This window comes from Pedobacter sp. SL55 (assembly GCF_026625705.1).
Lineage (GTDB): Bacteria > Bacteroidota > Bacteroidia > Sphingobacteriales > Sphingobacteriaceae > Pedobacter.
Genome location: NZ_CP113059.1, coordinates 3,190,856 through 3,217,043 on the forward strand (window position 1 = coordinate 3,190,856; position 26,188 = coordinate 3,217,043).

The 26,188-nt window shown below is 36.8% G+C and carries 24 protein-coding genes, 2 tRNA genes and 1 pseudogene; 15 read left to right on the forward strand and 12 right to left on the reverse strand.

Annotated features, from left to right (window positions below):
- Window positions 1-430: 430 nt before the first annotated feature.
- Both OVA16_RS14225 and pyrE read right to left on the reverse strand, forming a co-directional pair.
- Window positions 431-829, reverse strand: a complete 399-nt coding sequence (locus OVA16_RS14225) for an SRPBCC family protein (RefSeq protein WP_267760586.1) — start codon at window positions 827-829, stop codon at window positions 431-433.
- 30 nt (window positions 830-859) lie between these two features.
- Window positions 860-1,513 carry an orotate phosphoribosyltransferase gene (pyrE, locus tag OVA16_RS14230; protein ID WP_267760588.1) on the reverse strand — a complete coding sequence of 218 codons (654 nt, stop codon included), beginning with the start codon at window positions 1,511-1,513 and terminating at the stop codon, window positions 860-862.
- On the opposite strand from pyrE, the gene OVA16_RS14235 reads away from it, so the two are divergent.
- The 3 genes from OVA16_RS14235 (at window position 1,512) to OVA16_RS14245 (ending at window position 3,362) form a co-directional block, all read left to right on the forward strand.
- Window positions 1,512-2,123, forward strand: a complete 612-nt coding sequence (locus OVA16_RS14235) for an NUDIX hydrolase (RefSeq protein WP_267760590.1) — start codon at window positions 1,512-1,514, stop codon at window positions 2,121-2,123. The genes pyrE and OVA16_RS14235 overlap by 2 nt on opposite strands.
- 396 nt (window positions 2,124-2,519) lie before the next feature.
- Window positions 2,520-3,080 (forward strand): restriction endonuclease, encoded by a 561-nt coding sequence (locus OVA16_RS14240; protein WP_267760592.1) that lies wholly within the window; start codon window positions 2,520-2,522, stop codon window positions 3,078-3,080.
- 27 nt (window positions 3,081-3,107) lie between these two features.
- A complete protein-coding gene (locus OVA16_RS14245; protein ID WP_267760594.1) occupies window positions 3,108-3,362 on the forward strand; it encodes a hypothetical protein in 255 nt (84 codons plus the stop codon).
- A gap of 524 nt (window positions 3,363-3,886) precedes the next feature.
- Here the strand turns inward: OVA16_RS14245 and OVA16_RS14250 are convergent.
- Window positions 3,887-3,959: transfer RNA gene (locus tag OVA16_RS14250), tRNA-Lys, on the reverse strand.
- 223 nt (window positions 3,960-4,182) lie between these two features.
- On the opposite strand from OVA16_RS14250, the gene OVA16_RS14255 reads away from it, so the two are divergent.
- From OVA16_RS14255 to OVA16_RS14265, 3 genes are all read left to right on the forward strand, one after another.
- Window positions 4,183-4,749: a UbiX family flavin prenyltransferase gene (locus OVA16_RS14255; protein WP_267760596.1), complete on the forward strand. Its 567-nt coding sequence runs from the start codon at window positions 4,183-4,185 to the stop codon at window positions 4,747-4,749.
- A 139-nt stretch (window positions 4,750-4,888) separates the two neighbouring features.
- Window positions 4,889-6,211 carry a tRNA (N(6)-L-threonylcarbamoyladenosine(37)-C(2))-methylthiotransferase MtaB gene (mtaB, locus tag OVA16_RS14260; protein WP_267760598.1) on the forward strand — a complete coding sequence of 441 codons (1,323 nt, stop codon included), beginning with the start codon at window positions 4,889-4,891 and terminating at the stop codon, window positions 6,209-6,211.
- Window positions 6,212-7,103: 892 nt separating this feature from the next.
- Window positions 7,104-8,321: a sensor histidine kinase gene (locus OVA16_RS14265; protein WP_267760600.1), complete on the forward strand. Its 1,218-nt coding sequence runs from the start codon at window positions 7,104-7,106 to the stop codon at window positions 8,319-8,321.
- Window positions 8,322-8,370: 49 nt separating this feature from the next.
- On the opposite strand, the gene OVA16_RS14270 is transcribed toward OVA16_RS14265, so the two are convergent.
- The 5 genes and pseudogenes from OVA16_RS14270 to OVA16_RS14290 form a co-directional block, all read right to left on the reverse strand.
- Window positions 8,371-8,458: transfer RNA gene (locus OVA16_RS14270), tRNA-Ser, on the reverse strand.
- 203 nt (window positions 8,459-8,661) lie between these two features.
- A pseudogene (locus OVA16_RS14275) lies at window positions 8,662-9,644 on the reverse strand (YihY/virulence factor BrkB family protein).
- A gap of 117 nt (window positions 9,645-9,761) precedes the next feature.
- The gene (locus OVA16_RS14280; RefSeq protein ID WP_267760602.1) at window positions 9,762-10,169 is read right to left on the reverse strand and encodes an acyl-CoA thioesterase; all 408 of its coding nucleotides are present in this window, start codon (window positions 10,167-10,169) and stop codon (window positions 9,762-9,764) included.
- On the reverse strand, window positions 10,169-11,218 hold the full coding sequence (mltG, locus tag OVA16_RS14285; protein WP_267760604.1) for an endolytic transglycosylase MltG: 1,050 nt from the start codon (window positions 11,216-11,218) through the stop codon (window positions 10,169-10,171). Before mltG ends, OVA16_RS14280 begins: the two co-directional genes overlap by 1 nt.
- An 8-nt stretch (window positions 11,219-11,226) precedes the next feature.
- Window positions 11,227-11,994 carry a PASTA domain-containing protein gene (locus tag OVA16_RS14290; RefSeq protein ID WP_267760607.1) on the reverse strand — a complete coding sequence of 256 codons (768 nt, stop codon included), beginning with the start codon at window positions 11,992-11,994 and terminating at the stop codon, window positions 11,227-11,229.
- 130 nt (window positions 11,995-12,124) lie between these two features.
- Here OVA16_RS14290 and OVA16_RS14295 point away from each other — a divergent pair, with 130 nt between their 5' ends.
- On the forward strand, window positions 12,125-13,105 hold the full coding sequence (locus tag OVA16_RS14295; RefSeq protein ID WP_267765405.1) for a D-alanine--D-alanine ligase: 981 nt from the start codon (window positions 12,125-12,127) through the stop codon (window positions 13,103-13,105).
- A 170-nt stretch (window positions 13,106-13,275) separates the two neighbouring features.
- On the opposite strand, the gene OVA16_RS14300 is transcribed toward OVA16_RS14295, so the two are convergent.
- Complete coding sequence (locus OVA16_RS14300) at window positions 13,276-14,700, reverse strand: MATE family efflux transporter (RefSeq protein WP_267760610.1); 1,425 nt, start codon at window positions 14,698-14,700, stop codon at window positions 13,276-13,278.
- A 499-nt stretch (window positions 14,701-15,199) separates the two neighbouring features.
- On the opposite strand from OVA16_RS14300, the gene OVA16_RS14305 reads away from it, so the two are divergent.
- The 3 genes from OVA16_RS14305 (at window position 15,200) to OVA16_RS14315 (ending at window position 17,947) form a co-directional block, all read left to right on the forward strand.
- The gene (locus tag OVA16_RS14305) at window positions 15,200-15,745 is read left to right on the forward strand and encodes an REP-associated tyrosine transposase (RefSeq protein ID WP_267760612.1); all 546 of its coding nucleotides are present in this window, start codon (window positions 15,200-15,202) and stop codon (window positions 15,743-15,745) included.
- Window positions 15,746-15,867: 122 nt separating this feature from the next.
- Window positions 15,868-17,178, forward strand: a complete 1,311-nt coding sequence (locus tag OVA16_RS14310) for an IS4 family transposase (RefSeq protein WP_267760614.1) — start codon at window positions 15,868-15,870, stop codon at window positions 17,176-17,178.
- Between the two features lie 226 nt (window positions 17,179-17,404).
- The gene (locus tag OVA16_RS14315) at window positions 17,405-17,947 is read left to right on the forward strand and encodes a hypothetical protein (RefSeq protein WP_267760617.1); all 543 of its coding nucleotides are present in this window, start codon (window positions 17,405-17,407) and stop codon (window positions 17,945-17,947) included.
- Between the two features lie 45 nt (window positions 17,948-17,992).
- Here the strand turns inward: OVA16_RS14315 and OVA16_RS14320 are convergent, their stop codons facing one another.
- Window positions 17,993-18,412, reverse strand: coding sequence for an acyl-CoA thioesterase (locus OVA16_RS14320; protein WP_267760620.1), 420 nt, complete (start codon window positions 18,410-18,412; stop codon window positions 17,993-17,995).
- Between the two features lie 140 nt (window positions 18,413-18,552).
- On the opposite strand from OVA16_RS14320, the gene mqnE reads away from it, so the two are divergent.
- From mqnE to OVA16_RS14335, 3 genes are all read left to right on the forward strand, one after another.
- Window positions 18,553-19,737: an aminofutalosine synthase MqnE gene (mqnE, locus tag OVA16_RS14325; protein WP_267760622.1), complete on the forward strand. Its 1,185-nt coding sequence runs from the start codon at window positions 18,553-18,555 to the stop codon at window positions 19,735-19,737.
- 82 nt (window positions 19,738-19,819) lie between these two features.
- Entirely contained in the window at window positions 19,820-20,434 is a 615-nt protein-coding gene (locus tag OVA16_RS14330) for a histidine phosphatase family protein (protein WP_267760624.1), read from the forward strand.
- 6 nt (window positions 20,435-20,440) lie between these two features.
- Window positions 20,441-21,166 carry a menaquinone biosynthetic enzyme MqnA/MqnD family protein gene (locus OVA16_RS14335; protein ID WP_267760628.1) on the forward strand — a complete coding sequence of 242 codons (726 nt, stop codon included), beginning with the start codon at window positions 20,441-20,443 and terminating at the stop codon, window positions 21,164-21,166.
- 241 nt (window positions 21,167-21,407) lie between these two features.
- Here the strand turns inward: OVA16_RS14335 and OVA16_RS14340 are convergent, their stop codons facing one another.
- Both OVA16_RS14340 and OVA16_RS14345 read right to left on the reverse strand, forming a co-directional pair.
- On the reverse strand, window positions 21,408-21,788 hold the full coding sequence (locus tag OVA16_RS14340; RefSeq protein ID WP_267760630.1) for a response regulator: 381 nt from the start codon (window positions 21,786-21,788) through the stop codon (window positions 21,408-21,410).
- A 229-nt stretch (window positions 21,789-22,017) separates the two neighbouring features.
- Window positions 22,018-22,530 (reverse strand): hypothetical protein, encoded by a 513-nt coding sequence (locus OVA16_RS14345; RefSeq protein ID WP_267760633.1) that lies wholly within the window; start codon window positions 22,528-22,530, stop codon window positions 22,018-22,020.
- Window positions 22,531-22,645: 115 nt separating this feature from the next.
- Between OVA16_RS14345 and OVA16_RS14350 the strand changes: the two genes are divergently transcribed.
- Entirely contained in the window at window positions 22,646-23,221 is a 576-nt protein-coding gene (locus OVA16_RS14350) for a 2'-5' RNA ligase family protein (RefSeq protein ID WP_267760636.1), read from the forward strand.
- Between the two features lie 307 nt (window positions 23,222-23,528).
- On the forward strand, window positions 23,529-26,138 hold the full coding sequence (gene mutS / locus OVA16_RS14355) for a DNA mismatch repair protein MutS (RefSeq protein WP_267760638.1): 2,610 nt from the start codon (window positions 23,529-23,531) through the stop codon (window positions 26,136-26,138).
- Window positions 26,139-26,188 lie beyond the last annotated feature (50 nt).

Below are 26,188 nucleotides of genomic sequence, written 5' to 3' on the forward strand. Positions count from 1 at the left end.
TTAGAGATATTGAAAGGCATTTAGCCACTATGAAAAACAGGTTTTGGTAATTTAAACCCCATAGGAGCGAACGCGTAGGGGCGGACTTGTGTGTTTGCCCCGTAGTAAAGATATGATCCAGACTTTCGGAACATAGTATCACTACAATTGCTTTTCAAAATAATTATCCCACATATTTTCGCCGATACTTACGCTAATTTGTATCTACTAAATCTGCGGCTTTAATCTGCGCTTATCAGTGGGTAATACTGAGCAACTGCATTTAAAAAAACACCCGCATATTTTCACAGATACCCTCGCAGATTTCGCTAATTTATATCTGCTAAAACCTACTGTCCTTATCTGCGCTCATCAGCGGGCAATATTGAGCATTGTTTTTCAAAAAAATAGTTACATAAAAAAAGGAAGTCTTTCGAACTTCCTTTGGTTTTTAACCTAAAATTTTTTTCAGTTTTGTTGTCTGATGATCGGCAAGTTTTTGCAATGGGCCTGCGGCTAACATTTTCATCATCATATTTAAATCTGCTGATATGGTATGCGTGGCAATTGTTGTGCCATTTCCGTTGTCTTTAACTGTCCACTGTAGAGACAAGTCGAACGGTGATTTTTCTGTAGGTAAGGCAATTAGCTTTTCGTTTTCTACTCTTTCGGAGATGTGAATTGCTAATTTAGCCATATTTTGGATGGTAAAGCTAGCTGTATCTGCGGTTGATACCCAATTGTAGATATTATCGGGCATCAATTGCTGATGGTTGTTTAAATCTGCTAGAAACTGATAAACTTTTTCTACTGGCAAATTAATTTCGGCGTTACTTTCAATGATTGTCATTTATGTGTGGTTATATTGTGCTATAGCAATTTAAACTGTTTCGTTTTGTCCCCATTGAGATGGATTTTCACGCCACTTGTTCAAAAATTCCATATCAGATTTTGCAATGATAGCATGCTCTGCAGCATAATCAATAAGCGCCTTGTAATTAGAAAGTGTAGAATATCTGCATTTAGCAGCTGCAAAATTATCATCTGCTTGTTGAAATCCATAGGTAAAAATAGCAACCAAACCAGCTACAGAAAGGCCAGCATTACGTAATGCATCTACCGCTTGTAAGCTGCTTTTTCCAGTAGAAATTAAATCCTCGATTACCACAACACGTTGGCCTTCTACAACTTCTCCTTCAATTAAGCTTCCGGTTCCGTGTTCTTTTGCTTTAGCTCTTACGTAAATAAAAGGTAAACCCAATTCCTGCGCCACCAATACGCCTTGAGGTATTCCTGCGGTTGCTACACCAGCAATTACATCTACAGCTCCGTATTCTTCTTGGATCAATTGTGCCAGTTTTTGACGGATGTAAGTTCTTACCGATGGATGAGACAGGGTTATGCGATTATCGCAATAGATAGGCGATTTCCAGCCCGATGCCCAAGTAAATGGATTAGCAGGTTGTAATTTAATTGCTTTAATTTGTAATAAAAATTCAGCTACCTTTAATTCAATATCACTTTTATTATACATGGCGCAAAAATACAGAATTTATATTAACGATAATACTTTGTTTATAACTCATGAACTCCCTGTTCAGGTAGATAAGATACAACAGATTGAAGTAGAGGGTTTTGATTTTGTTTTGTTTTACGAAAAACTAAAAATAAGTAAGAAAAAGAATTATTTGTTGTTAACAAAAAATCCAACAGCGGTATTTAAAAAGATAAGAAATGATTTGACGGTAATTAAAGCTGCTGGAGGTTTGGTAACCAACGCAAAAGGAGAGTTTCTTTTCATTTTTAGGAATAAAAAGTGGGATTTACCTAAGGGAAAGGTAGATAAAGGCGAAAAAGTGAAAGATGCCGCAGTACGTGAAGTAGAAGAAGAGTGTGGCGTTAAAATAGAAAAACGTAACGATAGGATTTGTAAAACCTACCATGTTTACGAAATGGGTGGCGAATTGATTTTGAAAAGAACTAGTTGGTACCACATGACAGTGAAGGGTAGCCCCAAGTTAGTGCCACAGGTTGAAGAAGGGATTACCGAAGCAGTTTGGATAGCTCCGCATGAAATTAAAGCTAAAATAAAAAATACCTATGCCTTAATCACAGATGTTTTAAAGAAAGAGAAGTTAGTTTGATTTTGGTTTGTTGTTGCTTGATTATTAATTGAAAAGTCTGAAAGTTTAGCCGCTCGTTACTTGGCTTGATATTTCAAAGAAACTATTCTAGCTAGGTTTTGAGTAATTATGAAAGATTGATATACTTCTTTTTTATACTGACTTCTTAAAAGCCAAACTATTGCACATTAACTTACACTTGCTACGCTTGTAAAGAATAAGGTTGAAACATCAACATACCATCAACAACCCTTGCAATGTCCTTCAAACCATACTCCAACACCACTAAAAATCTAACAGTCTATCTATCCATTTAATACGAAAATATGTACAGCCCCCTTAAATAAGAGGTATATGACAAAATTTTGGGTTAGGAACGTTAAATTTATACCTTTCATCTTATCAAAGCTAACTCAATTGAAACCTAACAAAGACTGGCAAGGTTACGAGCACATCGTAAAGTACTTCTATCAAGCCCTTGGACGCTTAAATGGTGTTAAAATACTCGGCTATGGTAATTCCTGTAGGATCAAGGGCAAATCAGACTCTAGTTATCAAATAGATGTTTTAACTCAGACAACTATCAAGGATAATTCCTCTCGTACAGCAATAGAATGTAAATACCTTAATAAGAAAGTCGGCAGAGATGTAGTATTGAAATTGAGTGCTTTGCTTGAAGATACAGGTATTGAAAAAGGCATTATCGTCTCAAAGAATGGTTTTACTAAAGAGGCGCTGAAATACGCTGAACATAAGAGCATTCGATTGGCGGAGCTATATGATTATAAGAAATACGAAGTAGGAAAGGATGCTATCAATATTGCAAATATAACATTGAACTTAAATTTTACTTTGACTAGACCCGAAATATTGAGCGTAAAAGTAGATGATGTAGAGCTTAAATCTACTTCTACTATTCTAGGGCCAATCTGGTATGGTAATATACAAACTAATAGCAAACCTCCTGTTGGATTGTAAGCCTATATCGATGACTTTAGACGAGAGTTGGGCAGATTAGATCTAATTGGCGAAGTGAAATCTAAAGATGTTAACTTCCCCGAAGGTTCAATGTTTAACGGAAACCAAGAGCTGAATGGTGAAGTCGTAACTAAATTATCCTTAACAGGGAAACTTACATCAAATAGTGATGTGCACACCCATGAAATAACATTTGTAGATAAGATATCGTTGATCATGAAGAATATCTTTGAGGAAGAGACATTTGCCATAACGCAACATGGTGCTATAGATAGAATTTAATATAAATGAGAAAAGACTAATATCCAAGAAAACTGTCTAATCCCTTAAGTTGTAGATTTCGGTGATAGTAGCCAGTCCATTCCGTTCCAAACTGTCCACTCCAACTGATCATTTTTGTTTTTCATCCCGACTGCGTTTCTCACCCACCACTTACATTTCTCCATCCCAACACCATCGGCGATCAAGCATCTTCACCAGCCTTTTGCGTAGCAAAAGCACAGGAATGCCCCTCAGATACTGCTAAATAACCCTATTTAAATTTAGGTCAACAAGCCACATCGAAACTTTGCGAAAAAACCGATTATAAAGCGATCAGAGTCGTTAAAATATATTAACTGTCACATCATCTCAAACCACAGGGATACACGATAAAACAAGCTTAAAATCAGTCGACTGGACACTTTCAAGCGAAATAGACTGGACACTTTGGAGCGAAAAAAGTGGCCACTTTTAGGATATTCTCCACCTGAAAGCAACAATGCCCTGCAACGGTTTAAGTTACAGGGCATTGTCAATTTTGGTTGTGATCCCGCTGGGATTCGAACCCAGGACCACTACATTAAAAGTGTAATGCTCTACCAGCTGAGCTACGGAATCTTTCTTGCTTAGAAGAACTTCTTCGTTTTAAGGAGGTGCGAATATAGAAATAGGTTTAATTACCTCCAAATAAAAAATACAGATAAGTTGTAGTACGTTGATTTAGAGTTTAATTATTTCAAAGATAGCATAGGGCTAATTATGATTTATAAGAAAAAGAAACCCTAATGTAACATAAATGGTTTTTGGCACCAGCAAGTGCATATAGATTGTATATTTGTTTATGCAAAAAAAGAAGAAAATTGTTGTAGCCATTACTGGTGCCAGTGGCGCCATATATGCTAAACTATTGCTAGATAACTTAAGGTTATTGAAAGAGCAGATAGATAAAGTTGGTGTGGTAATGTCTGATAATGCGAAAGAAGTATGGCGTTACGAATTAGGTAATGATGATTACAATAAGTACGATTTTGATTTTTATGCAAAAATGGATTTCAATGCACCTTTTGCATCGGGTTCTGCTAAATACGATACGATGATTATTGTGCCTTGCTCAATGGGAGCCTTAGGACGCATTGCCCATGGCATTTCGAACGATCTAATTTCTCGTGCTGCCGACGTAATTTTAAAGGAACGTAGAAAACTTATTGCTGTAGTTAGAGATACCCCGTTTAGTCTAATCCACCTAAATAACATGAAAATGGTAACCAAAGCGGGAGGAATAATTTGTCCGGCAAACCCCTCTTTTTACAGCTTACCTAAAACAATTGAAGAGGTAGCGCAAACTGTGGTAGATAGAGTAATTGATTTGGCTGGTTTAGAGAAAGCCAGTTATCGTTGGAACGATTAACCGGTTTTCAGTTATCAATAAACAGTTGCAATTTCCAATAGTTTCATGAGCTAACTGTAAGCTATTTGTAATGATTGCTCATTGTCTCAAATCTCATATCTCAATACTCACGTCTAATCCTTATCTTTGCAACCTTATTATGAAAAAAGTTGCTTTCTATACACTTGGCTGTAAGTTGAATTTCTCTGAAACTTCGACCATTGGTAGGTTATTTGTTGATGCAGGCTATCGTGTGGTAGAGTTTACAGATGCTGCTGATGTGTATGTGATCAATACCTGTTCTGTAACAGATCACGCAGATAAGAAATGCCGAAAAGTAGTAAAAGAAGCACTTAAATACTCTCCAAATGCCTACATAACCATTGTAGGCTGTTATGCACAGCTAAAACCTCAAGAAATTGCCGAAATAGAAGGTGTAGATATGGTGCTAGGTGCGGCAGAAAAATTCCGTATAGTTGAATTTATTACCGATTTAACTAAGCAGCCTAAAGCGGTTGTGCATCAGCAAGATATTGAGAAAGTAAATCATAATTTTATTGCAGCTTATTCTATTGGCGATAGAACCCGCACTTTTTTGAAAGTTCAAGACGGTTGTGATTATCCTTGTACCTATTGCACCATTCCTTTAGCTCGTGGCGGTAGCCGAAGCGATACCATTGAAAACGTATTGCAAAAGGCGCAACAAATTGCTGCAAGTGGGGTTAAGGAGATTGTACTTACTGGCGTTAATCTTGGAGATTTTGGGATTAGAGAAGGTCAGCGTGAAGATCGTTTCTTTGATTTGGTAAAAGCACTGGATGAGGTAGAAGGTATCGAAAGAATTCGTATTTCATCTATAGAACCTAATTTGCTGAGCAATGATATCATCGAGTTTGTGGCCACTTCTAAACGTTTTGTACCTCACTTTCATATTCCGTTGCAATCTGGCTCTAACAAGATTTTGGGTTTAATGAAACGCCGCTATCAGCGAGAACTTTATGTAGATAGGGTAGCTAAAATTAAAGAGTTAATGCCTAACTGTTGTATCGGTGTAGACGTAATTGTGGGTTTTCCGGGCGAAACACAAGAAGATTTCTTGGATACTTATGAGTTTTTAAACGGCTTAAATATTTCTTATTTGCACGTATTTACTTACTCGGAGCGTGAGCAAACCGAAGCTGCAACTATGAAAGGTAAAGTAGCCGGAAGTACACGTTTTGAGCGCAATAAAATGCTTCATATCTTGTCTGATAAAAAGAGAAGAGCATTTTATCAATCGCAAATAGGTACAGAAGCTCAAGTGCTTTTTGAGGATGATCAGAAAAATGGCTTTATGCACGGCTTTACCAAAAACTATGTGAAAGTAAAGGCCAAATACGATCCGGTAATGGTTAACGAACTTAAAAATGTGAAGTTGGTTGAGCTTACTCCAGAAGGCGAAGTTGAAGTAGAAGAACTACAAACCGTTTACGCCCATCATTAAACAACATTACACTAAACATTATTGTTCAAAAGTTTGGCCAATGGTAAGTTGTTTCTCTTGTTGTGCCTATAATTTCGGTAATTGTTTTGGCATAGCTACATTAATCATCATCTTTTTGGCAACTTGCTTTCAATAAAGCTTTCCTTAAAAGTATCCAAAATAGAAATTGATAACGTTCAAGTTTCTATATCTTCTGCAAAACTTTGACATCTAATTCTAAAATTGAAAGAAAGAGAGCTTTGAAATTACATCTCAAAATGAACTATCTTAGCAATTAGATAAAAGTTAATAATGAAGCTCCTCAAAAATATTTTTCGCTTAATTTTTTTCTTTTCTTTTTTATCAATACTGCCGATGCACAAATTAAACAAATTAGAAAAGAATTAGAACTAGTTGCCGTAACAAAAGATAATACTCGCTTAGTAAATGTTTTTAACAGAATAGGCAATCTTTATAGAACTAGAAATGCCGATAGTTGCTTTTACTATGGTTTAAAAGCTAAAAAGCTGGCCGTTAATATAGGTTATAAAAAAGGACAAGCTGATGCAGATTTGGTAATTGCCTTCTCTTTTTTTAAGATGGGGATATATGCAGAGTCGCTAGAGTTGCTTGGTAAAACCTTACCTTTTTACCAGCAAAATAATGATACAGAAAATATCATAAAGATATACCTCGATATGGTAGAGGTACTTAATAAGGGTATCTCTGAACGACCAAAAATTGTATCGCTAATGCAAAAAGCAATTCGTTTAGGGAAAAGCCTAGAAAAAGACAGTATAATGTCTCAAGTTTATCTAAGTTATTGCAATCGAAATCCAAGTCTTTCGAGTGATAGTATCTTTACTATTTAAACAAATCAAGAGAGGTAGCGCAACGTTACAAGGACGAACACATGATGATGTTTAATAGGATATGGCAAGCACGCTTATTGATTTTAGATGGACAATTACAAAAAGCTTTTCCTTTAGTAAAACAGTTGATTGCGGATGCGCAACTTAATGGAAATACAGATACGGAAATTAACGCCAGATTTCTAATGGTTGGTTATGAAAATATTAACCCTAGGATGGCATTAGAACACTGCTATAGTGCTTATGATGCCGCAAATAGAAGTGGCTATAGTTACTTAGAGATTTATATTTTAAATAATGCCTTAGCTATAGCCAAAAGAATTAATGATAAGGACGAGATGATTAAAGTGTATGAGAAGTTGGATAAATCCATGTCTCAAGATTGGGAAAAATCTCGGAAGTTTATGGGCGATTACGTGAAATACAATGCTATACAGACTGACAATCTTGTTTTAAGTAAAAAAGCCACACAAATTACTCTTTGGTTAATCATTATCTCGTTTTTATCAATAGTTATTGTACTCAGCATTTATTTGGTAATGCTACGCCAAAAAAAGAAGGTAACTGAGCAATTGGCCGCCTTAGACGAAGCTACTAAGATGCAGGTTATGGCAATGGAGGAGGCGAAATATCAGGCAGTAAGAGAAGAGCAACAAAGATTGGGACAGGACCTACATGATGGCTTGTCTTCGTCAATTGCAGCTATAAAGTATCAGTTAGAGGTATTGATAATGGATGCCGAAAGTAATGAATTAAAATCTAAGTTAACTAAGTTACGGATTGAAACAGAAAGAGCTTACACGGCAGCTCGTAACAAAAGCCACGAGTGGTTTGTACAGGCTGATGGGCAGCACGAGCAGTCTTTTGAAAAGCAGATTAAGTTACTTACCGAAATCTCCCTACCAGATAATCGTTATACCAAGCATATTTTAATAGACGATAATTCGCTAGCGGGTGTGGACATGGATACCAGAATTTCGCTACTTCGTATCATACAAGGTGCGGTAACCAATATCATTAAGCATGCTAAGGCAAAATGTGTAAATATCTTGATTTACGAAGAAGAAAACACTTTGCTGTTAAACATTAGCGACGATGGAATTGGATTGGGCAAGGATAGATCAGCTGGCCTGAAATCAAACATTGGTTTGCAGTCTATTTTTCGTCGTGCCAAACTTCTCAATGGTCAAGCACAAATCAACTCAAATGATAAAGGTACCGAAATAATTGTTTCCATTCCGTTAACTTTAAATGGTTAAGAAACAAAAAATGGGACATCTTTTTAAAGACATCCCATTTGTATTTCTCTGGCGGAGAGCGAGGGATTCGAACCCCCGGACCTGTTACAGTCAACAGTTTTCAAGACTGCCGCATTCGACCACTCTGCCAGCTCTCCGCTGCAAAAGTACAAACTCTAAGCAATTCTACAAACTAAAGAATTGGTATTTTCTGAACTTTGCTTTAAGAGCTTAGTTATCAGTCTGAAAAAATATATATGATAGGAGATTTACAGTAAAATAATAGCCGCAAGGTCTTGTGAAATGAAAAATTATAAAGCAAGACAAGACAAAATATAGCGTAAAAAATGGTTGCGTTAGTTTATTTGTTTTTTGTAGTATTGGTATTGCTTTTGAATAGGTTAAAATTAGGCCTAATGATTTTAACGCTTCTTTTTGATAAATCTACGCTTGCGTTAAGCTCAAAACCAATCAACAAAATGAGCGAGTTAAGGTAAAGCCAAATCATAACAACCATTAAGGTGCCTATAGAACCGTAAAGTTTGTTGTAAGCGCTAAAGTTATTAATATAGAAAGAAAATCCCCAGATGGTTAAAAAGGCTAAAATGGTGGCCAGCCAAGAGCCTGCGCTAAAAAACTTCCATTTTTTGGCATGTGCCGGACCATAGCGATACAATATAGATACATTGATGAAATATAGCACACCCAAAAGCGCCCATTGTGTTAACTGGATAGCATAAATAGTCAGATTGCCATCGTAGTTCATTTCTTTTTTTAAATAATTGATAGAAACGATACCAAGTGTCATTGCGGTAATACACACAATCATGGATAGCACTAATACAATGGTTAAAATTAAGGCTACTAATCTTCTTTTTAGTAATGATCTTGTTTCTACTATAAGTGATGACTTATTGAAAGCAATCATTAAGTTGTGTACGCCATTGGTAGCAAAAAATAACGAAAGGAAGAAACCGATGGAAAGCAAGCTTCCATTTTGGTTGTTCACAATATCATTAATCGTGTCTTGGAAAGCATCAAAGGCGTTTGTTGGCAGCACCAGTGCTAATAAAGACATTAAGCCTTCTTGAAAACCAATACGTTTGGGAATATAAGGAATTAAGGTAAACAAGAAGATAATACCAGGGAAAATAGCCAACATAAAATTGTAGGCTAGGGAAGAAGCTTTGTTAACTAGGGTTTCTTTACCAATTTCCCTAAAAAAAAGGTAGCAACGGTATATAACGGCAGCGGACTAAAACCTGGCAATACACAAGCCTTAGTCCACTCAATAAACATTGAATAGAGTCTAAGTTTTAAAAGATGTTTGTGTAGCCACTTCATTAACTGTAATTACGGTTTTAGATTTACGAATTACGACTGTTTTACTATTCAGTTTAAAAAATTTTAAAAGCTTGCCATTTGCAATTCAATCTAACATCGTCATTCTAACATCTCAAATCAAAAATATTGCCTTACGTTTTTCATGAAATTCTCTGGCGGCTGACAAGGCCTACGAGTTACTTTATCAACGAAAACCAAAGTAGTCTTGCCAATATTGATCAGTTCTTTTGCTTCGTTATAAATCTCATATTCTACATGTAAACGAACTGTAGGAAGTTCTTTTACAATAGATTTTATCGTTAATACTTGATTGTACAAGGCAGGCTTTAAATACTTAGATTGCAGCTCTAATATCGGCAACATTACACCATCGGCTTCCATAGAGGCGTAGGTCATACCAGAGCAGGCTTCAAAACACTCAGTTCTTGCTATTTCGTAATATTGGGCATAATTACCGTGGTAAACTACACCCATCTGATCGGTTTCGGCGTATCTAACTTTTACTTGTGTTTCGTAGGTAAACATTATCTAAATATATTTCTTTTATTTAAGGCTTCTCTATATTTTTTGGCGTTAATGTTATGCTCTTGTACGGTTGCCGCAAAGTTATGGTAGCCAGAAAAATCTTCTTTAGCGCACATATATAGGTAGTTATTGTCTTCCTTATTCAATACTGCATCTATAGCTTTAATACTTGGCATATTAATTGGGCCTGGAGGCAAGCCAGCATATTTGTAAGTGTTGTATCGCGAGTCTGCCCTCAATAACTCTCCAGTAACACGTTTTACAGTAAAATCATTATTGGCAAAAATTACGGTTGGGTCTGCCTGCAATAAAATACCTCTTTCTAACCTGTTTAGGTACAAACCAGCAATGGTAGGCATTTCTTTATCGTATAACGCTTCGGCATCTACAATAGAGGCCAAAATAGTCGCTTTAATAGGGTCTAAACCTACAGCTGCTGCTTTTTTTCTACGTTCGTCGTTCCAGAATTTTAAGTATTCATCATTCATTTTCTTAAAGAATTGCTCTGGAGAAGTGTTCCACCACATTTCGTAAGTATTTGGAATGAACATGGTATACACCGTTTCGGTGTTGAAACCAAATTTTTCTACATAAGCGGCAGAGTCTAATAAGCGCATAAAAGCTACAGAGTCGGGCTCTAAATTTTTGGCCAGTAAACTCGCTAAACCATCAATTTTTCTAATGTTCTGAAATTTCAGTTTTACCGCTTCCTGATTGCCAGCTTTAAGCATATTAATTAAGGTACGGTTATTCATACCTTCTTTTAGGCGATATTTCCCGGGTTTTAGTACACCTTGCAGGTTCATTTTTTCTGCTGCCTCCCAAAATTTGCCTATGTCATTTAATACTTCTTTGTTGCGAAGGTCTGTTACCAAATCTTCAAATACGAAGCCCGTTTTTACATAAAGATATTTTTGGTTTGCGGTAACGTTGGGCGCAAAATAAATGCTGTAAAATTTGAAGCTGAAATATCCGCCAACTGCCAATACTATTGCTAAAATAACAGCAGCAACTTTAAGTGTTTTTTTATTGTTCTGATTTGTTTTCATTGTAGTGTTTACGGTTTGTTTGCTAGCGTTAAGTTAATTGGTGTGCCAATACGAACTTTGGTTACGCTATCGGCTACTAAAGGAAATTGAGAAATAATTACTGCGTTAGCGGTATCTGTAATAGTGCCTTCGTACGTAATGCTGCCAATGGTTAGCATGGCACCTTTCAAAGAAAATTTAGCCTCGTCTATAGTTAAACCAGTTAAGTTTGGCAATTCTACTTCTTCGCTTCCACGTCCATCGCCTAATACAAGGCTAATTCTTGATCCTTTTGGCAAGCTTTCTCCAGGTCTAATTTGCTGTCCGCCAAATAATACTTCTAAAACTACATCTCTAGCTACGTCTGGTTTGTAGGTAGTATCTCCCAATTTTAAACCATAGCTTTCTATAATAGATTTAGCCTCACGGAGTGATTTCATTTCTATATCTGGAAACCTCACATTAGGAGCTTGATTGGTATTAACCGTTAAATAAATGGTTCTATTGTCTTTTACAAACGTTTCTGGGTCAGGGTCTTGGTCGGTTACTATTCCTGGTGGCTGGTCTTGGATATATACCGAATCAATTTCGTAACGTAAGCCTAATCCTTCTAGTTTACTAATAGCATCTTCAATTTTAAGTCCTTTTAGGTTCGGTACATTTAAGCCATCGCCGTGTTTGGTGTAATAACGAAGACTAAAGAACGCAATTAATAGTAGGCCAAAAAATGTACAAATCGCAGCAATTAAGTTTCTTCTGAACGATTTGGTTTTAAGGTACTCGGTAAGGTTGCCCATTAGCAGTATATGTTTTATAATTTAAGCCCAAATTTAGCTTAAAAAAATATTTATCGTGAATTAAAAACAAATCTATCTATTTTTGGATTTGAAAAGAGGCGATTAGCCAGTTAACCAACCTTAAATTATGATGAAAAAAACCATTGCGTTACTAACAGGAGGAACAACGGGAGAATGGGTTGTGTCCGTTAAAAGTGCTGCAACTATTGCCCAGAACATAGATACAACAAAATACGAAGTATATAAAATTATGCTTACCGAAAATGGATGGTTTTATGAACCTGCAGATTCGGTAAAAATAGAAATAGATAAAAATGATTTCTCTTTAACTATTAAAGGAAAAAAAATTGTTTTTGATGGCGTATTTATTGCTATTCATGGCTCGCCAGGCGAAGACGGCAAGTTGCAAGGTTATTTCGATATGTTGGGGATTCCTTACACCACGTGCAATGCCTTAACCAGTTCAATTACTATGAATAAAGGTTATACAAAAGCGATTGTAAATGGAATAAAGAATTTAAACGTTGCTAAATCTTTACAGCTGTTTAAGGAAGATTATAGTGTAGAAGAGGTAAAATCGCAGTTGAAATTACCTTTGTTTGTAAAACCTAATAATGGAGGTAGCAGTATTGGTATGAGCAAGGTTAAAAACTTTGATGACTTACAAACTGCCCTAGATAAAGCTTTTAATGAAGATACCCAAGTGCTGGTTGAGGAGTTTGTAGAAGGTAGAGAGTTCTCTATCGGTGTTTTTAAAACTAAAGGAAAGATTGTGGTTTTGCCAACTACCGAAGTAAAAACCAAAAATGAGTTCTTCGATTTTGATGCCAAATATACCCTAGGTGTAACCGAAGAAATTACCCCTGGAGATATGAATGAAGAAGAGAAGGCTAGGGTAGAGCAAGTTGTGGCCGATGTTTATGTGAAATTGAACTGCCGTGGCGTGGTTCGTATCGATTATTTCTTGGAACACGGTACAGGTAAATTCTACTTTATCGAAATCAATACTATTCCTGGACAAACAGCTACAAGTTTTATTCCTCAACAGGTAGCAGCAATGGGTATGAAATTGCAAGATTTTTATACACAGGTGTTGGAGGAGACTATTTAGGGGTCAGGAATCAGGGGTCAGGTTTCAGTAAATATCACTAAGTTAATTTCCTGCAGATATTCAAAGATTTTTCAGCTACACACTGATTTGATCTGCGAACATCTGCGGTTTTTTTATCAGCGAATATCTGTGGGAAAACTAAAATGTGCTTAAGTTTCTAATGAGAATACTTAAACCGCTGTTTTCTTCCAATTACCTCTTTTAAAAATAATATAAGCAGCAATGGTAATTCCAATTTCGGCTACTGGGATGGCTATAAACACACCTGTTGGTCCCATTGTTAAATATTTAGCGAGGAAGTAAGCCAAAGGTATTTGAAACAACCAAAATACAACCACGTTAATTTTAGTGGGTGTCCAAGTATCGCCAGCGCCATTAAATGCACTTATTAATACCATTCCAACACCATAAAGTACAAAACCGTAGCTCATTATCCTTAAAGCTTCAACTGCTACCTTTCTAACTTCTTGGTCTTCTGTAAAAAACGAAGCAAATAAATGGCCACAGGTTAAAAACAATATGGTAACTACTGCCATAAAAATTGCAGCATACTTTACCGTTACCAATACAGATTGTTCTGCTCTGTCTATTCTGCCAGCACCCATATTTTGACCAACTAAGGTAGCGGCCGCATTGCTCAGTCCCCAAGCTGGTAAAATGAAAAACATCATTAATCTTAAACCCGTTAAAAAGCCCGCAGAACCAATTTCTCCCGCTGTAGTTGCAACCAATTCTTGCAGAAAGATATAACTACAAGAAGCAATACTAAATTGGAAAACTGCCGGCGCTGCAATTTTAACAATGGCTTTTATTTGAGCTGCTTGAGGCTTTAAGTAAGCCAGTTTCATTTTTAAATTGTTGCTGCCTTTTGCTAAATGGTAAATTTGATACAGCACACCTGTGCTACGGCCAATTGCGGTTGCCAAAGCTGCACCAGTTAATCCTAAAGCAGGTATTGGGCCTAAGCCGCGTATTAAAATAGGGCATAAGGTAATGTTAATGATATTGGCTATAAACAAACTTTGCATAGCGATAGCGGCGTTACCTGCACCTCTAAAAATACCGTTGATGAGAAACAGCAACATAATGGCTATGCTGGTGCCCATCATTATCCGTACAAAAGTAATTCCTTCTGTAGCTGTACTTTCTGTAGCACCCATTAGCAGTAAAATATCCTTTGCAAATATTAATCCTGCCATACTAATTAGGATAGATATTGTAGTGGCAATTGCAATGGTTTGCATGCCCGCTCTTGATGCAGCTTCGGTGTTTTTTTCGCCAATTCGGCGGGCAACCACTGCTGTAGCCGCCATGCCCAAACCCATGGCTAATGAGTAAATAATGGTTAAAACAGATTCGGTTAAGCCTACAATTTGAATGGCTTCAGCACTGTTCGGTAAATGCCCCACAAAGTAAAGATCTACCAATACAAATACCGATTCCATGATCATTTCCAGCATCATTGGAATAGCCAAAAGTACAATAGCTTTTCTGATACTGATGGAAGTATAATCGATTTCGGCACCTTTAAAGGCCTGAACAAGTACATTGAAAAAATTAGACAAACGTGATTTTGCCTCAACTGGTTGTGTCATATATAAAAATAATAAAAAAGAAATACCATGAGATGCTAAAAGCTAGCATCGTTAATTGTTTTTGAGATGTAGGAGCCCTTGCTTTGTTAAGCTATTCTGATACGGACTGCAGAAAACTTCATGGTTGTTGAGATTTTAATGATGCAAAAGTAGAGAATTTTTATTTATTGAAGCAACTTTTTATCGCTGCCGACGGCTCAATTTCTTTAATTAAGCAATTTTTCTATTTCAAGCCGCATTAATGGTGCACGCACAGTGTCATTAAATTACGGGTTTAGCAGTCCTCAAGGGGATCAAATATTTATAGTAAATGCAAGTTTTTTAGGTCGTGCGACTAAATCCTTTACTAAAGCATACCTGCTATTTTTTAATAAGCGTCAATCATTTCTTGCGTCACCGTACACGAACGCTGCGTTTTCAAATCAATCATCTCAGCGCTAGCGCACCCCTTTGGCGTGTGCTTTTAATTAAAGAAATTCGTAAATTCATTTATCTAAATATGAGTAGCAAATATAAATTTCATAACAAAGAAGGCTTATATTTCGTAAGCTTTGCAGTAGTAAATTGGATTGATGTATTCGTTAGGCCTATTTACAGCGAGATTTTAGTGGAGAGTTTTAATTATTGCAGAAAAAACTTAGGGATGGAGGTGTTTTGTTGGTGTATTATGCCTAGCCACTTACATTTAATATTTAGAGCTAATGATAAAAGCCAGCAAATGGTTTTGGGCAGATTTAAAGAATATACTTCAAAACAAATAGTGAAAACTATTCAAGAAAATACAAAAGAAAGTAGGCGAGAGTGGATGCTGTGGATGTTCAAACGAGCAGGTGCTAAAAGTAGTAATGTAAAAGAGTATCAATTTTGGCAACACGATAATCATCCAATTGAGCTATGGAGTGCTGAAGTAATTGAGCAAAAAGCTAACTACATACACTATAATCCAGTGGTAGCGGGTTTTGTGAACGAGCCGCACGAGTGGCGTTACAGTAGTGCTATTGATTATAGTGGTGGAAAAGGTTTAATAGAAGTTACTCATTTGTAACGATATTTGTTTGCACACGCCACAGGCGTGCGCCCAATGTCATTAAGTTAAGGAAATTAACACTGGTTAACAACTTATTTTAGCAATTTAGAACATGTTTTATTCGGTTTGCGAAAAAAGACATGACAAGAAAACCACCGTTTCATTTTGTTGAGCTTAGCCACCAATTTATATCTTCGCAGATCAATATTGAAAAATACAGAACCTGTCGAAAAGATTTTACCAGAAACCGAAAATTTGGCTTTAGAGAGTTATCTTTATTCATGTTGAGGACATTGAAACAAAACATACAGGTCGAATTGCAAAAGTTTCTTGATGATATTAAGAGCTGTGTTTACAGCTTTACCACCAGTGCTTTTGTACAGGGGCGTAAAAAGATAAAGCCCGATATGTTCCTTGATCTCAACGCTGCCATCGCCTCTGATTTTTATCGGGACAATGACGATTCGGTACAGCTTTACAAGGGACACAGGCTGCTAGCTATAGACGGTTCAACCATCAACCTTCCAATAAGCCCAAGTACGATAGCGGAATACGGCTTCTGCAATAATCAGAAAAAGACCGATGATGTGGTTATGGCCAGGGTTTCCATCCTCTATGACGTGCTCAACGAAATTGCTATCGATGGCCGCCTTTCACGTTTTAGTGTAGGCGAGGTCGCCCTTGCCCGCCAACAGCTTCTGCTTGCACAAAGCGGCGATATTGTCATCATGGACAGGGCATACACCAGTTTTGGTGCGATGCACCAGATGGACGGAGATGGGATCCATTTTATATGCAGGTGTAAGATAGCCTATTCCAATGCAACCAGGGATTTTGCGCTTTCGGGGAAGGATGACGATATTCTGGTCTTGTCCCCCAAGCAGAACAGGTCGTTTAATGGTCTGCAATATGATAAAAACGCATCTCTTACAGTCAGGATGCTTCGGGTACCGTTGAGCACTGGAGAGTATGAAATCCTGATTACCTCGCTATTGGACGCTAGGGCTTATCCCTACGCAGATTTTAAGGAGCTCTACTTCAAAAGATGGGCGATAGAAACCTATTATAACAGGTTTAAGAATATTATAGGCGTAGAACATTTTTCTGGGACAAGCTGTCAGTTTATACTACAGGAATTTTATTGTGCGCTGTACATGAGCAATATGCAGGCCATATTGACCATGGATGCACAACAACAGGCTCGGAAAAAATACGAACACCGTACCTATGAATACAGGATAAATGCATCTTTGTCGCTTTGTTTCATCCGCAACAGGCTGATAGAACTCTTTAGCAGCAAAACGGGCAAAGAAGCTATGGACGAACTGGAACAGCTCTTTGTCAAAAACGTTGTACCACTTAGGCCTAACAGGAATTTTGACAGAAAAACCGATAAATACAGGCAGAGAACAAAGCCAAAGCAGTTCAAAAATCGAAGAATTAACCTGTGAAACCCTTAACTTAATGACATTGGGCGTGCGCCAGCAAATGGTATTTATGAGAATATAGAAGTATTAGGATAGAAAAATATGAAGGAGAGTGGTTTTGCACACGCCACAGGCGTGCGCCAGCATAGGGTTAAAATCCTACGGATATTCCTTCCTTGACTTAACGACATTGCGTTTGATCTAGCAATGGAAACTGAAAAAACGTATATTTAACGCTCACATTTAAAAAATGCACTTAACAGATTACATTCAAGCTTATGCCGCCGTAGGCTCTTTGTTGGTCGGCACCATCGGTTTCTTCATGATTTTTCAAACATTTAAATTGCAGGCATCAACATTTCTGGAACAACAGAAATTGACCAAGAATGAAATACGCAAATTAAGTCTTCAGTACACTCCATGGTTAGCGTATATAAAGAAAATTGAAAATCCTTTTGGATGGAATGCTTTAATTACTTTTCCACGTAAATTTACGATGGTTTTCGAACTAAAAAATGCAGAAGCTAGAGAGCTTAAAATTAGAATGTCCGAACATAATACAGGAGGTAGCGTGGAAATTATGGAAAATGTTAATATCTCATTTATCAAAATAGGAGATTTTATTTCGTTGGAAATTTGCTCGTTTAAAGAAACTATAGAAGGTCCTATGTCATTGGAGTTTTATTTTTGCACTAAAAACCTGCTAGATGAAGATTATGAGCAATTTGTGTGTTTTGATCTCTACGATGCGTCTGCTGAGCCTATTATACATACGCCGACGCTGAAAAATTAAAAAGTCCTCTGCTAGCGCACGCCTTTGGCGTGTGCTTACCATCTTTTAAATACTATAAGCTTCAATCATTTCTTGCGTTACCTTACAAGAACGCTGCGTTTTCAAATCAATCATTACATATTCAAAGACACCATCCGAAGCCACTTTGCCAGTTTTTTTGTTAATGATTTCGAATTGAACATTGCTACCTTTTTCATTCATTTCCAAAATACCAGTTCTAATCAGCATTTGGTCGCCCATTTTTAAGGGGCGTTTAAAAGCGATGGTCACTTTAGATACCACCCAACCAAAGCCCATTTCCTCGAATTTTTCCCAGCTCATACCATAAAATTTCTCCATTTGCTCGTAACGGGCGGCCAATACATAATCTAAATATTTGCTGTTATGTACGTGGTTAAACATATCAATATCATCTGGACGAACAGTTAACTCACTTTCAAAAATGCTGTATTGGTTCTGTATCATGGTGCAAAGGTAAGTTGTTTAGTTGGTTTGTTGCTTGGGCTTCGTCAATTGTCCGTCAATATCATCCGACTTTCGGACTTATGACCTCCCACTATTAAACAATTAAACGTACTTTTGCGTAAAATTTAAGGAGAAAAGCAGTGCAGTCGTTAGATATTTTGATACAAAATCCAAATTTAGCTCAACCATTAAAAGATATCGCCATTAAAGTAAAAGATGGTGTTCGTATCAGTTTCGATGAAGGTGTTTATTTGTACGAAAACGCCGAGCTTAGCTATCTAGGTGTTTTAGCCAATTATATTCGTGAGCAAAAGCATGGAGATCAAACCTATTTCAACAGGAATTTCCATATTGAGCCAACAAATATCTGTGTGTACGATTGTAAGTTTTGCTCTTACAGCCGTATGATTAAACAACGCGAAGAAGGTTGGGAGATGGAGGTAGATGGCATGATCGATATCCTTAAAAAATATGATGATGAGCCAGTAACCGAAGTACATATTACTGGTGGCGTGGTGCCTAAGCAAAACTTAGATTTTTATGCTGATTTTTTCCGCAAAGCAAAAGCACATCGTCCTGATTTACATATTAAAGCACTTACGCCAGTAGAGTATTACTACATCTTCAAAAAGGCAAAGTTAAGCCACTATGATGGCATGAAATACTTAAAAGAAGCTGGGCTCGATTCGATGCCAGGCGGCGGTGCTGAGATCTTTCATCCAGAAGTAAGAGAAAAAATTGCCCATGATAAATGTAATGCCGAGCAGTGGTTAGATATTCATGAGCAGGCGCACAAGTTAGGTATGCGCTCTAATGCAACTATGCTTTACGGTCATATTGAGCAGTTTTGGCACAGGGTAGACCACATGGAGCGTTTGCGTCAATTACAGGATAAAACTGGTGGTTTTCAAGCTTTCATCCCATTGAAGTTTAGAAACCAAAATAACCAGATGAGCGATGTAGCGGAGGTTTCTGTAGTAGAGGATTTGCGTAACTATGCGATTGCACGTATCTATCTAGATAACTTTGAGCATATTAAAGCATATTGGGCAATGATCAGTAGAGAAACTGCTCAATTGAGTTTAAATTTCGGAGTAGACGATATTGATGGTACTTTAGATGATACCACAAAAATTTATTCAATGGCAGGTGCCGAAGAGCAAACACCTGCTATGAGCACTAAAGAATTGGTAGAATTAATCAAAAACGTGAAACGCCAACCCATAGAAAGAGACACACTTTATAATGTAGTAACAGATTATACCAATCATGTTTTTGAGGAAGAGGTTAAACCATCTTATTATAAATTGCCAGTGGTTAATTAACCCCTAATTCTCCTACAGGGGACTTTGTTAAAGCGATTAAATTATTCAATTAGATATAAAAAGCCCCTTTAGGGGTTGGGGTATGAAAGAACTTTACATCATCCGCCACGGCGAAACAGAATTAAATAGATTAGGAATTGTACAAGGAAGAGGCGTAAATGCCGACTTGAATGATACAGGAATTGCACAAGCTACCGCCTTCTTTAATAAGTATAGTGTTGTTAAATTTGATAAGATATATACCTCATCTTTAGTTAGAACACATCAAACAGTTAAAGGCTTTATAGATTTAGGTTTGCCTTGGGAACAGTTAGATGGCCTAGACGAATTGGCTTGGGGCGAATGGGAAGGAAAACCCAATACGCCAGAAGCTAGAGAAGCATTTAGAGCGGTGGTTAAAGAATGGCAGTTGGGAAACTATGATGCTAAATTTGGCGGAGGCGAAAGCCCAAACGAAGTGGCCGCCCGTATGGCAAAAGCAATGGATCATATCAAAAAACAAGCAGATGAAAAATTGGTTTTGATTTGTATGCATGGTAGAGCAATGCGTTTATTGTTATGTCTTTTATTAGATAGACCCATGAGCGATATGGAAGAATTTCCGCATTCTAATACCACGCTTTATCGTTTGCAATACGATGATAACAAATTTACGCTGCTGGATGCAAACAACACTTCACACTTAGCACAATTATAGATCATTTTGGAGAAGATTAAAATTTCTGCCGTTTCTTATACCAACACCAAGCCGTTTATTTACGGTATACAAAACTCAACTATCTTAGAAAAAATCGACTTAAGTTTAGATATTCCTGCGGATTGCGCCAAAAAATTGATCGAAAATCAAGTTGACATAGGTTTAATTCCTGTTGCGGCTATTCCTTTTGTACCAAATGCACAAATTATCAGTTCTTTTTGCATTGGCTCGGTTGGTGCAGTAAATTCTGTATTTATCTTTTCGGATGTACCTATACAAGAAATTAAGACGGTTAAGCTAGATCCACAATCTCGTACATCTAATAATTTAGCTAAGGTTTTATTAAAGAACCACTTTAACGTTGAAGTAACATTTACTACCGACCAAAATGCAACTACAGATGCTATTGTATTAATTGGAGATAGAACTTTTGGCCGTAAAACAGATTTTAACTATGCTTACGATTTGGGAGAGGAGTGGATGAAATTTACTGGTCTGCCTTTTATGTTTGCTGCTTGGGTGGCGAATAAACCTATATCAGAAGAGTTTTTAAAAGAATTTGATATCGCATTAGCTAAAGGTATTTCTAATATTCCAACGGTAATAAATCAATTGCCGGCTATTAAAGGTATAGACATTGCAGATTATCTATTGCATAAATTAAACTTTGAGCTTAATGAAGATAAACTAAAAGCGAAAGATTTGTTTTTAAGTTTGATAGCACAACTTTAATTTTAAATTGATGAGAGTTATTGTCTTTTGTTTATTCGTCTGCTGCCTATTTTTATTTTTTACCAAGGTAGATTTTAAGATTGTAGTAGGGCTTTTGCTTTTTATATTAATTGTTGGTAATATAATTATCTACGAAAAAGCGCTTAAAAGCGAGATGAAAAAAGGTTTTAACAGAACTGAGGCCAGTAAGCGGGTAAAAAATAAAATAAGCTGATACGTATAGCTTTTCTTACTGTAATTATCAGTTTATTAATCTACTATAGTAATCAACTCTGCCTATAAAATCATTTAAATCAAAGGGTTTATTGATGTAACTATCGGCGTCGCATTTAGATTTTACTTTGTTTAAGTGGTTATTACCAGACATCATCATTACAGGAATATGATGTGTTCTAACATCTTTTTTCAATATAGTACAGATATCGATACCATTTGCATCTGGCAAAATTACATCCAAAACAATCATATCAGGTATATGTAAACGCATCTGCTCCCAAAAAGATTTTGCATTTTTGCAAACCTTAACCTCGTAAAGTTCTTCCACTAACAAAAACTCAATAATATCTGCTATGTTGGCATTGTCTTCCAACACATAAACACATTTTTTATCTGCTGTTTCCATAACTATCAACTTTAGTTTAGTATATAAACGAAAGTTGTAAATCAGTGGTTTATGCTATTTATTCACAATCTTATAGTTATCAACCTTTCTAATAGATCGTGTATAGATGTTTTGTCAAAAAGAAACGGGGATCAATCACTATCGATTTGATCCCCGCCATCTAAATTAACGCTCTCAGTTATATAAACAGGTTAAGTAACTGTTTTATTGTGTTGGCGCTAAAAATATCTTATACTTTGTTTTTTGCTTTCACTTTGGGAGTATCGTCTGTTTCGGTTTTCTTTTTTGCGGGAGCCTTCTTTTTCAACTCTTTTACAGGCGCTGTTTCCTCTGCTGCAGCTACCTTCGTTTTAGACGAAACACGTTTTGAAGCTTTTTTTAATTCTGTTTCAACTACGTTAGCTTTTGCCTTTTTAACCGGTTCATCATCCGTTACTTGCTCTGCCTTTTTCTCTGAAACAGTTTTGGTAGTTTTTGCAGGGGCTTCTTTAACAGTTGCTTCAGGTTTATTTGCTAAATAAGTATCTAAAATTTGCTTCAAATATAGATCTGGCTTAGGCATATTAACTACCGTACCAGGTTCTTTATCTTGTGATTGTTTGATGTAAGCCGATTTAATTTTTCCCCAATCTTTAGAATAAAGTTTGATGAACATTTCTAAGAACTGTTCGTGGGTATATTGCTTAGGCAACCTACCTAGCACTACTTGTATTTTTTCCTCTTTGCGATGTAAAATTGCCATATCGTTTGTAAATATTTGACAAATATAGCAGTAAAAGGCTCATAAAATTGTATTAAAACGAAGTATAATATTGATTTATTATGATGTGCCTGATAGTTTTTATTATTTTAGACGAATGATTCTGTCTGCAAAACCACAATATTCTATCGTACTGCTTCCTCCTCAAGAAGGAATTGACTATGTTGCTAACTTAAAAAATCAATTAAATTCTAAAATTGGGTGGTACAACAGTAGAAATGCCAAAGCACACGTTACGGTATGCGAATTTACTGCCGATTTGGATGAATTGGATAGAATTATTAACGATTTGAAAGAGATTGCAAGTTATGAAATTCCGCATCATTTGGTTTTTGATGGTGTAGATAGTTATGCTAATGGAGCCGTATTTTTAAAACCTAATGCCGAAACGAAGGCTCCCTTAACGGCGTTGATGGGTAGGGTTCAGAAAAATCTCGGTGTTACAAATCAATATAAAAGCAAATCGCCGCACATGTCTATAGGTAGAAAGCTGAGCGAGGAAAATGTAGCACTGGCATTGTCTATGTTTGCTGGCGCTAAATTAGAATTTAACTGTGCTAATCTGGTATTGAGAAAATTTAATCACAAGATCAAACAGTATGTGGTTTTTTCGGAAGATTTTCCGTTTTTAGGATTAACACGTAAAGAAGAGGCGCAGCAAAGTCTATTTTAAAGCTTATTGAAGAGAACCATTTTTTACCGAAATAGCCAAATTGAGCTTTGTCAATCTTGATTTTCGTTTTGCTTATAAGATTGACAATTTATTGCACTAACCCAAGTTAACTAAACCTGATGGAAATGACAGCCCCGAAGCATGAGGGCTATAATGAACAGCAGAGCTGACTTTAATAAAATCGATAGAACTCGCTTTTCTAAATAATAATACTTTTTTCCTCTCCACAATATAATATTTTCTCCACAAAAGCACTAAGGCTACCAAGCAAGATGCTATCTTTACGCTTTAGTAAATTTTTAAGATTTTGGCCAAAGCAAAAGAAACCGTTACCCCGTTAATGCAGCAATACAATACCATTAAGGCAAAATATCCTGGTGCGTTATTGTTATTTAGAGTAGGAGATTTTTACGAAACTTTTGGCGAAGATGCCATTAAAACTGCCAATATTTTAGGAATTGTTTTAACCAAACGTGGTACAGGACCTAATGGCGCATTAGAGCTAGCAGGTTTTCCGCATCATTCGCTAGAAAATTACCTTTCTAAATTGGTTAGGGCAGGGCAAAGGGTGGCCATTTGCGATCAGTTGGAAGACCCCAAGATGACCAAAACCATTGTAAAACGTGGTGTTACAGAGTTGGTTACGCCTGGCGTTGCTTACAGCGACAATATCTTAAACCAAAAATCTAACAATTACCTTGCTGCTGTATACTTTGAAAAAACAGCTATGGGTGTTGCTTTTTGCGATATTTCTACTGGAGAGTTTTTAGTAGCCCAAGGCAGTGCCGAGTATGTAGATAAGCTTTTACAGAGCTTTAAACCTACAGAAGTAGTGTTTCAAAAGAGTAAAAGAAGTGATTTTGCGACATTGTTTGGCGATAAATTTTATACTTTTCATATTGATGATTGGGCTTTTACCGAAGATTATGCTACCGAAGTTTTAACCAAACATTTTGAAGTTAATTCGCTTAAAGGTTTTGGTGTTGATAAGCTGACGGCTGGAATTGTAGCTGCAGGAGTGGTGTTGTACTACCTTGGCGAAACCGAACATAGAAACTTGCAGCACATTACTTCTATTTCTCGTGTTGAGGAAGAGAAATATATGTGGCTAGACCGCTTTACCATCCGCAATTTGGAGTTGGTAAGCTCTGCTAACGACAATGCAGTAACCTTATTTGAAGTTTTAGATGATACTTGTACGCCAATGGGTGCAAGGTTATTGCACAAATGGATCATTATGCCGTTGAAAGAATTGAAGCCAATTCAGGAACGTTTAGGCATGGTAGATTATTTGGTTAAAAATGAAATGCTTGCCGATGAGCTTTTACAGCATATTAAACCTATAGGAGATTTAGAGCGTTTGATTTCTAAGGTGGGTTTGCAGAAAGCTGGTCCGAGGGAGTTGCTGCAATTGAAACGTGCATTGGCTCATACAGAAGAGATTAAGCGTTTAGCCGAAGAAAGTAAAAACCCCTATTTAGAGGTTTTAGCTTCGCAGTTAAATCCTTGTACCACCATAAAAGATAAGTTAGAAAGAGAATTACAGGCCGACCCACCTGCCTTGTTAATTAAAGGAAATGTAATTGCCGATGGGGTTGATGACGAACTAGATAGACTACGTAAGATTGCTTTTGGTGGTAAGGAGTTTTTGGTAGAAATTCAACGTCGTGAGATAGAAGCAACAGGTATTCCTTCCTTAAAAATATCATTTAATAATGTTTTTGGCTATTATTTAGAGGTTACCCATACCCATAAAGACAAAGTTCCTGAAAGTTGGATACGTAAACAAACTTTGGTTAACGCAGAGCGATACATTACACCCGAACTAAAGGAATACGAAGAACAAATTTTAGGTGCCGAAGAAAAAATTCAAGCTATTGAGGTTCGTTTATATAACGAATTGATGTATCAGGTTGCGCATTTTATTAAGCCGATACAATTAAATGCCTACTTGGTTGCGCAATTAGATGTGCTTTTGTGTTTTGCTCAATTAGCCGTTAAAAATTATTACACCAAGCCAGAGCTCAACAACAAAAAAGAGCTTGATATTAAAGGTGGTCGCCATCCGGTTATCGAGAAACGTTTGCCAGTAGGCGAAGAGTACATTACAAACGACGTGTATTTGGATAATGATACACAACAAATTATGATGATTACTGGGCCTAACATGTCGGGTAAGTCGGCCATTTTACGGCAAAGTGCGTTAATTGTTTTGATGGCGCAAATGGGTTGTTTTGTTCCGGCTAAATCGGCAACTATTGGTATTGTAGATAAGATTTTCACTAGGGTAGGTGCTTCAGATAACCTTTCGAGTGGCGAAAGTACGTTTATGGTAGAAATGAACGAAACGGCCAGTATTTTGAATAATATTTCTGACAGAAGTTTGATTTTGTTAGATGAAATTGGGCGTGGTACCAGTACTTACGATGGGATCTCTATTGCTTGGGCCATTGCAGAATACCTGCACGAACACCCAACGGCAAGGCCAAAAACCTTGTTTGCAACGCATTACCATGAGCTTAATGATTTGGAAAATACCATGAGCCGCATTAAGAATTACAATGTTACCAGCAAGGAACTACAGAATAAAATCATTTTCTTGCGTAAATTAGTTCCAGGCGGTAGTGAGCATAGTTTTGGTATCCAAGTAGCGAAAATGGCCGGTATGCCTGCAAAGCTAATTGCTAGGGCTAACGAAATTTTAAAGCGTTTAGAAATAGATAGAACCGAGGGGCAAAGTATTAAAGACAGTATTAAAAAAGTTCAAAATCAAGCCTATCAGTTGCAGATGTTTGCTATAGATGACCCTGTGCTAGTAAAAATCCGCGACTCGCTAAATAACTTGGATGTAAATACGTTAACTCCAGTAGAGGCGTTATTAAAACTTGATGAGATACAAAGGTTGATAAAGAATTAAGGTTTCAGCCTTCTTGTTATTGCTAGGCAAGAAGCAATTTTACCAAGGAA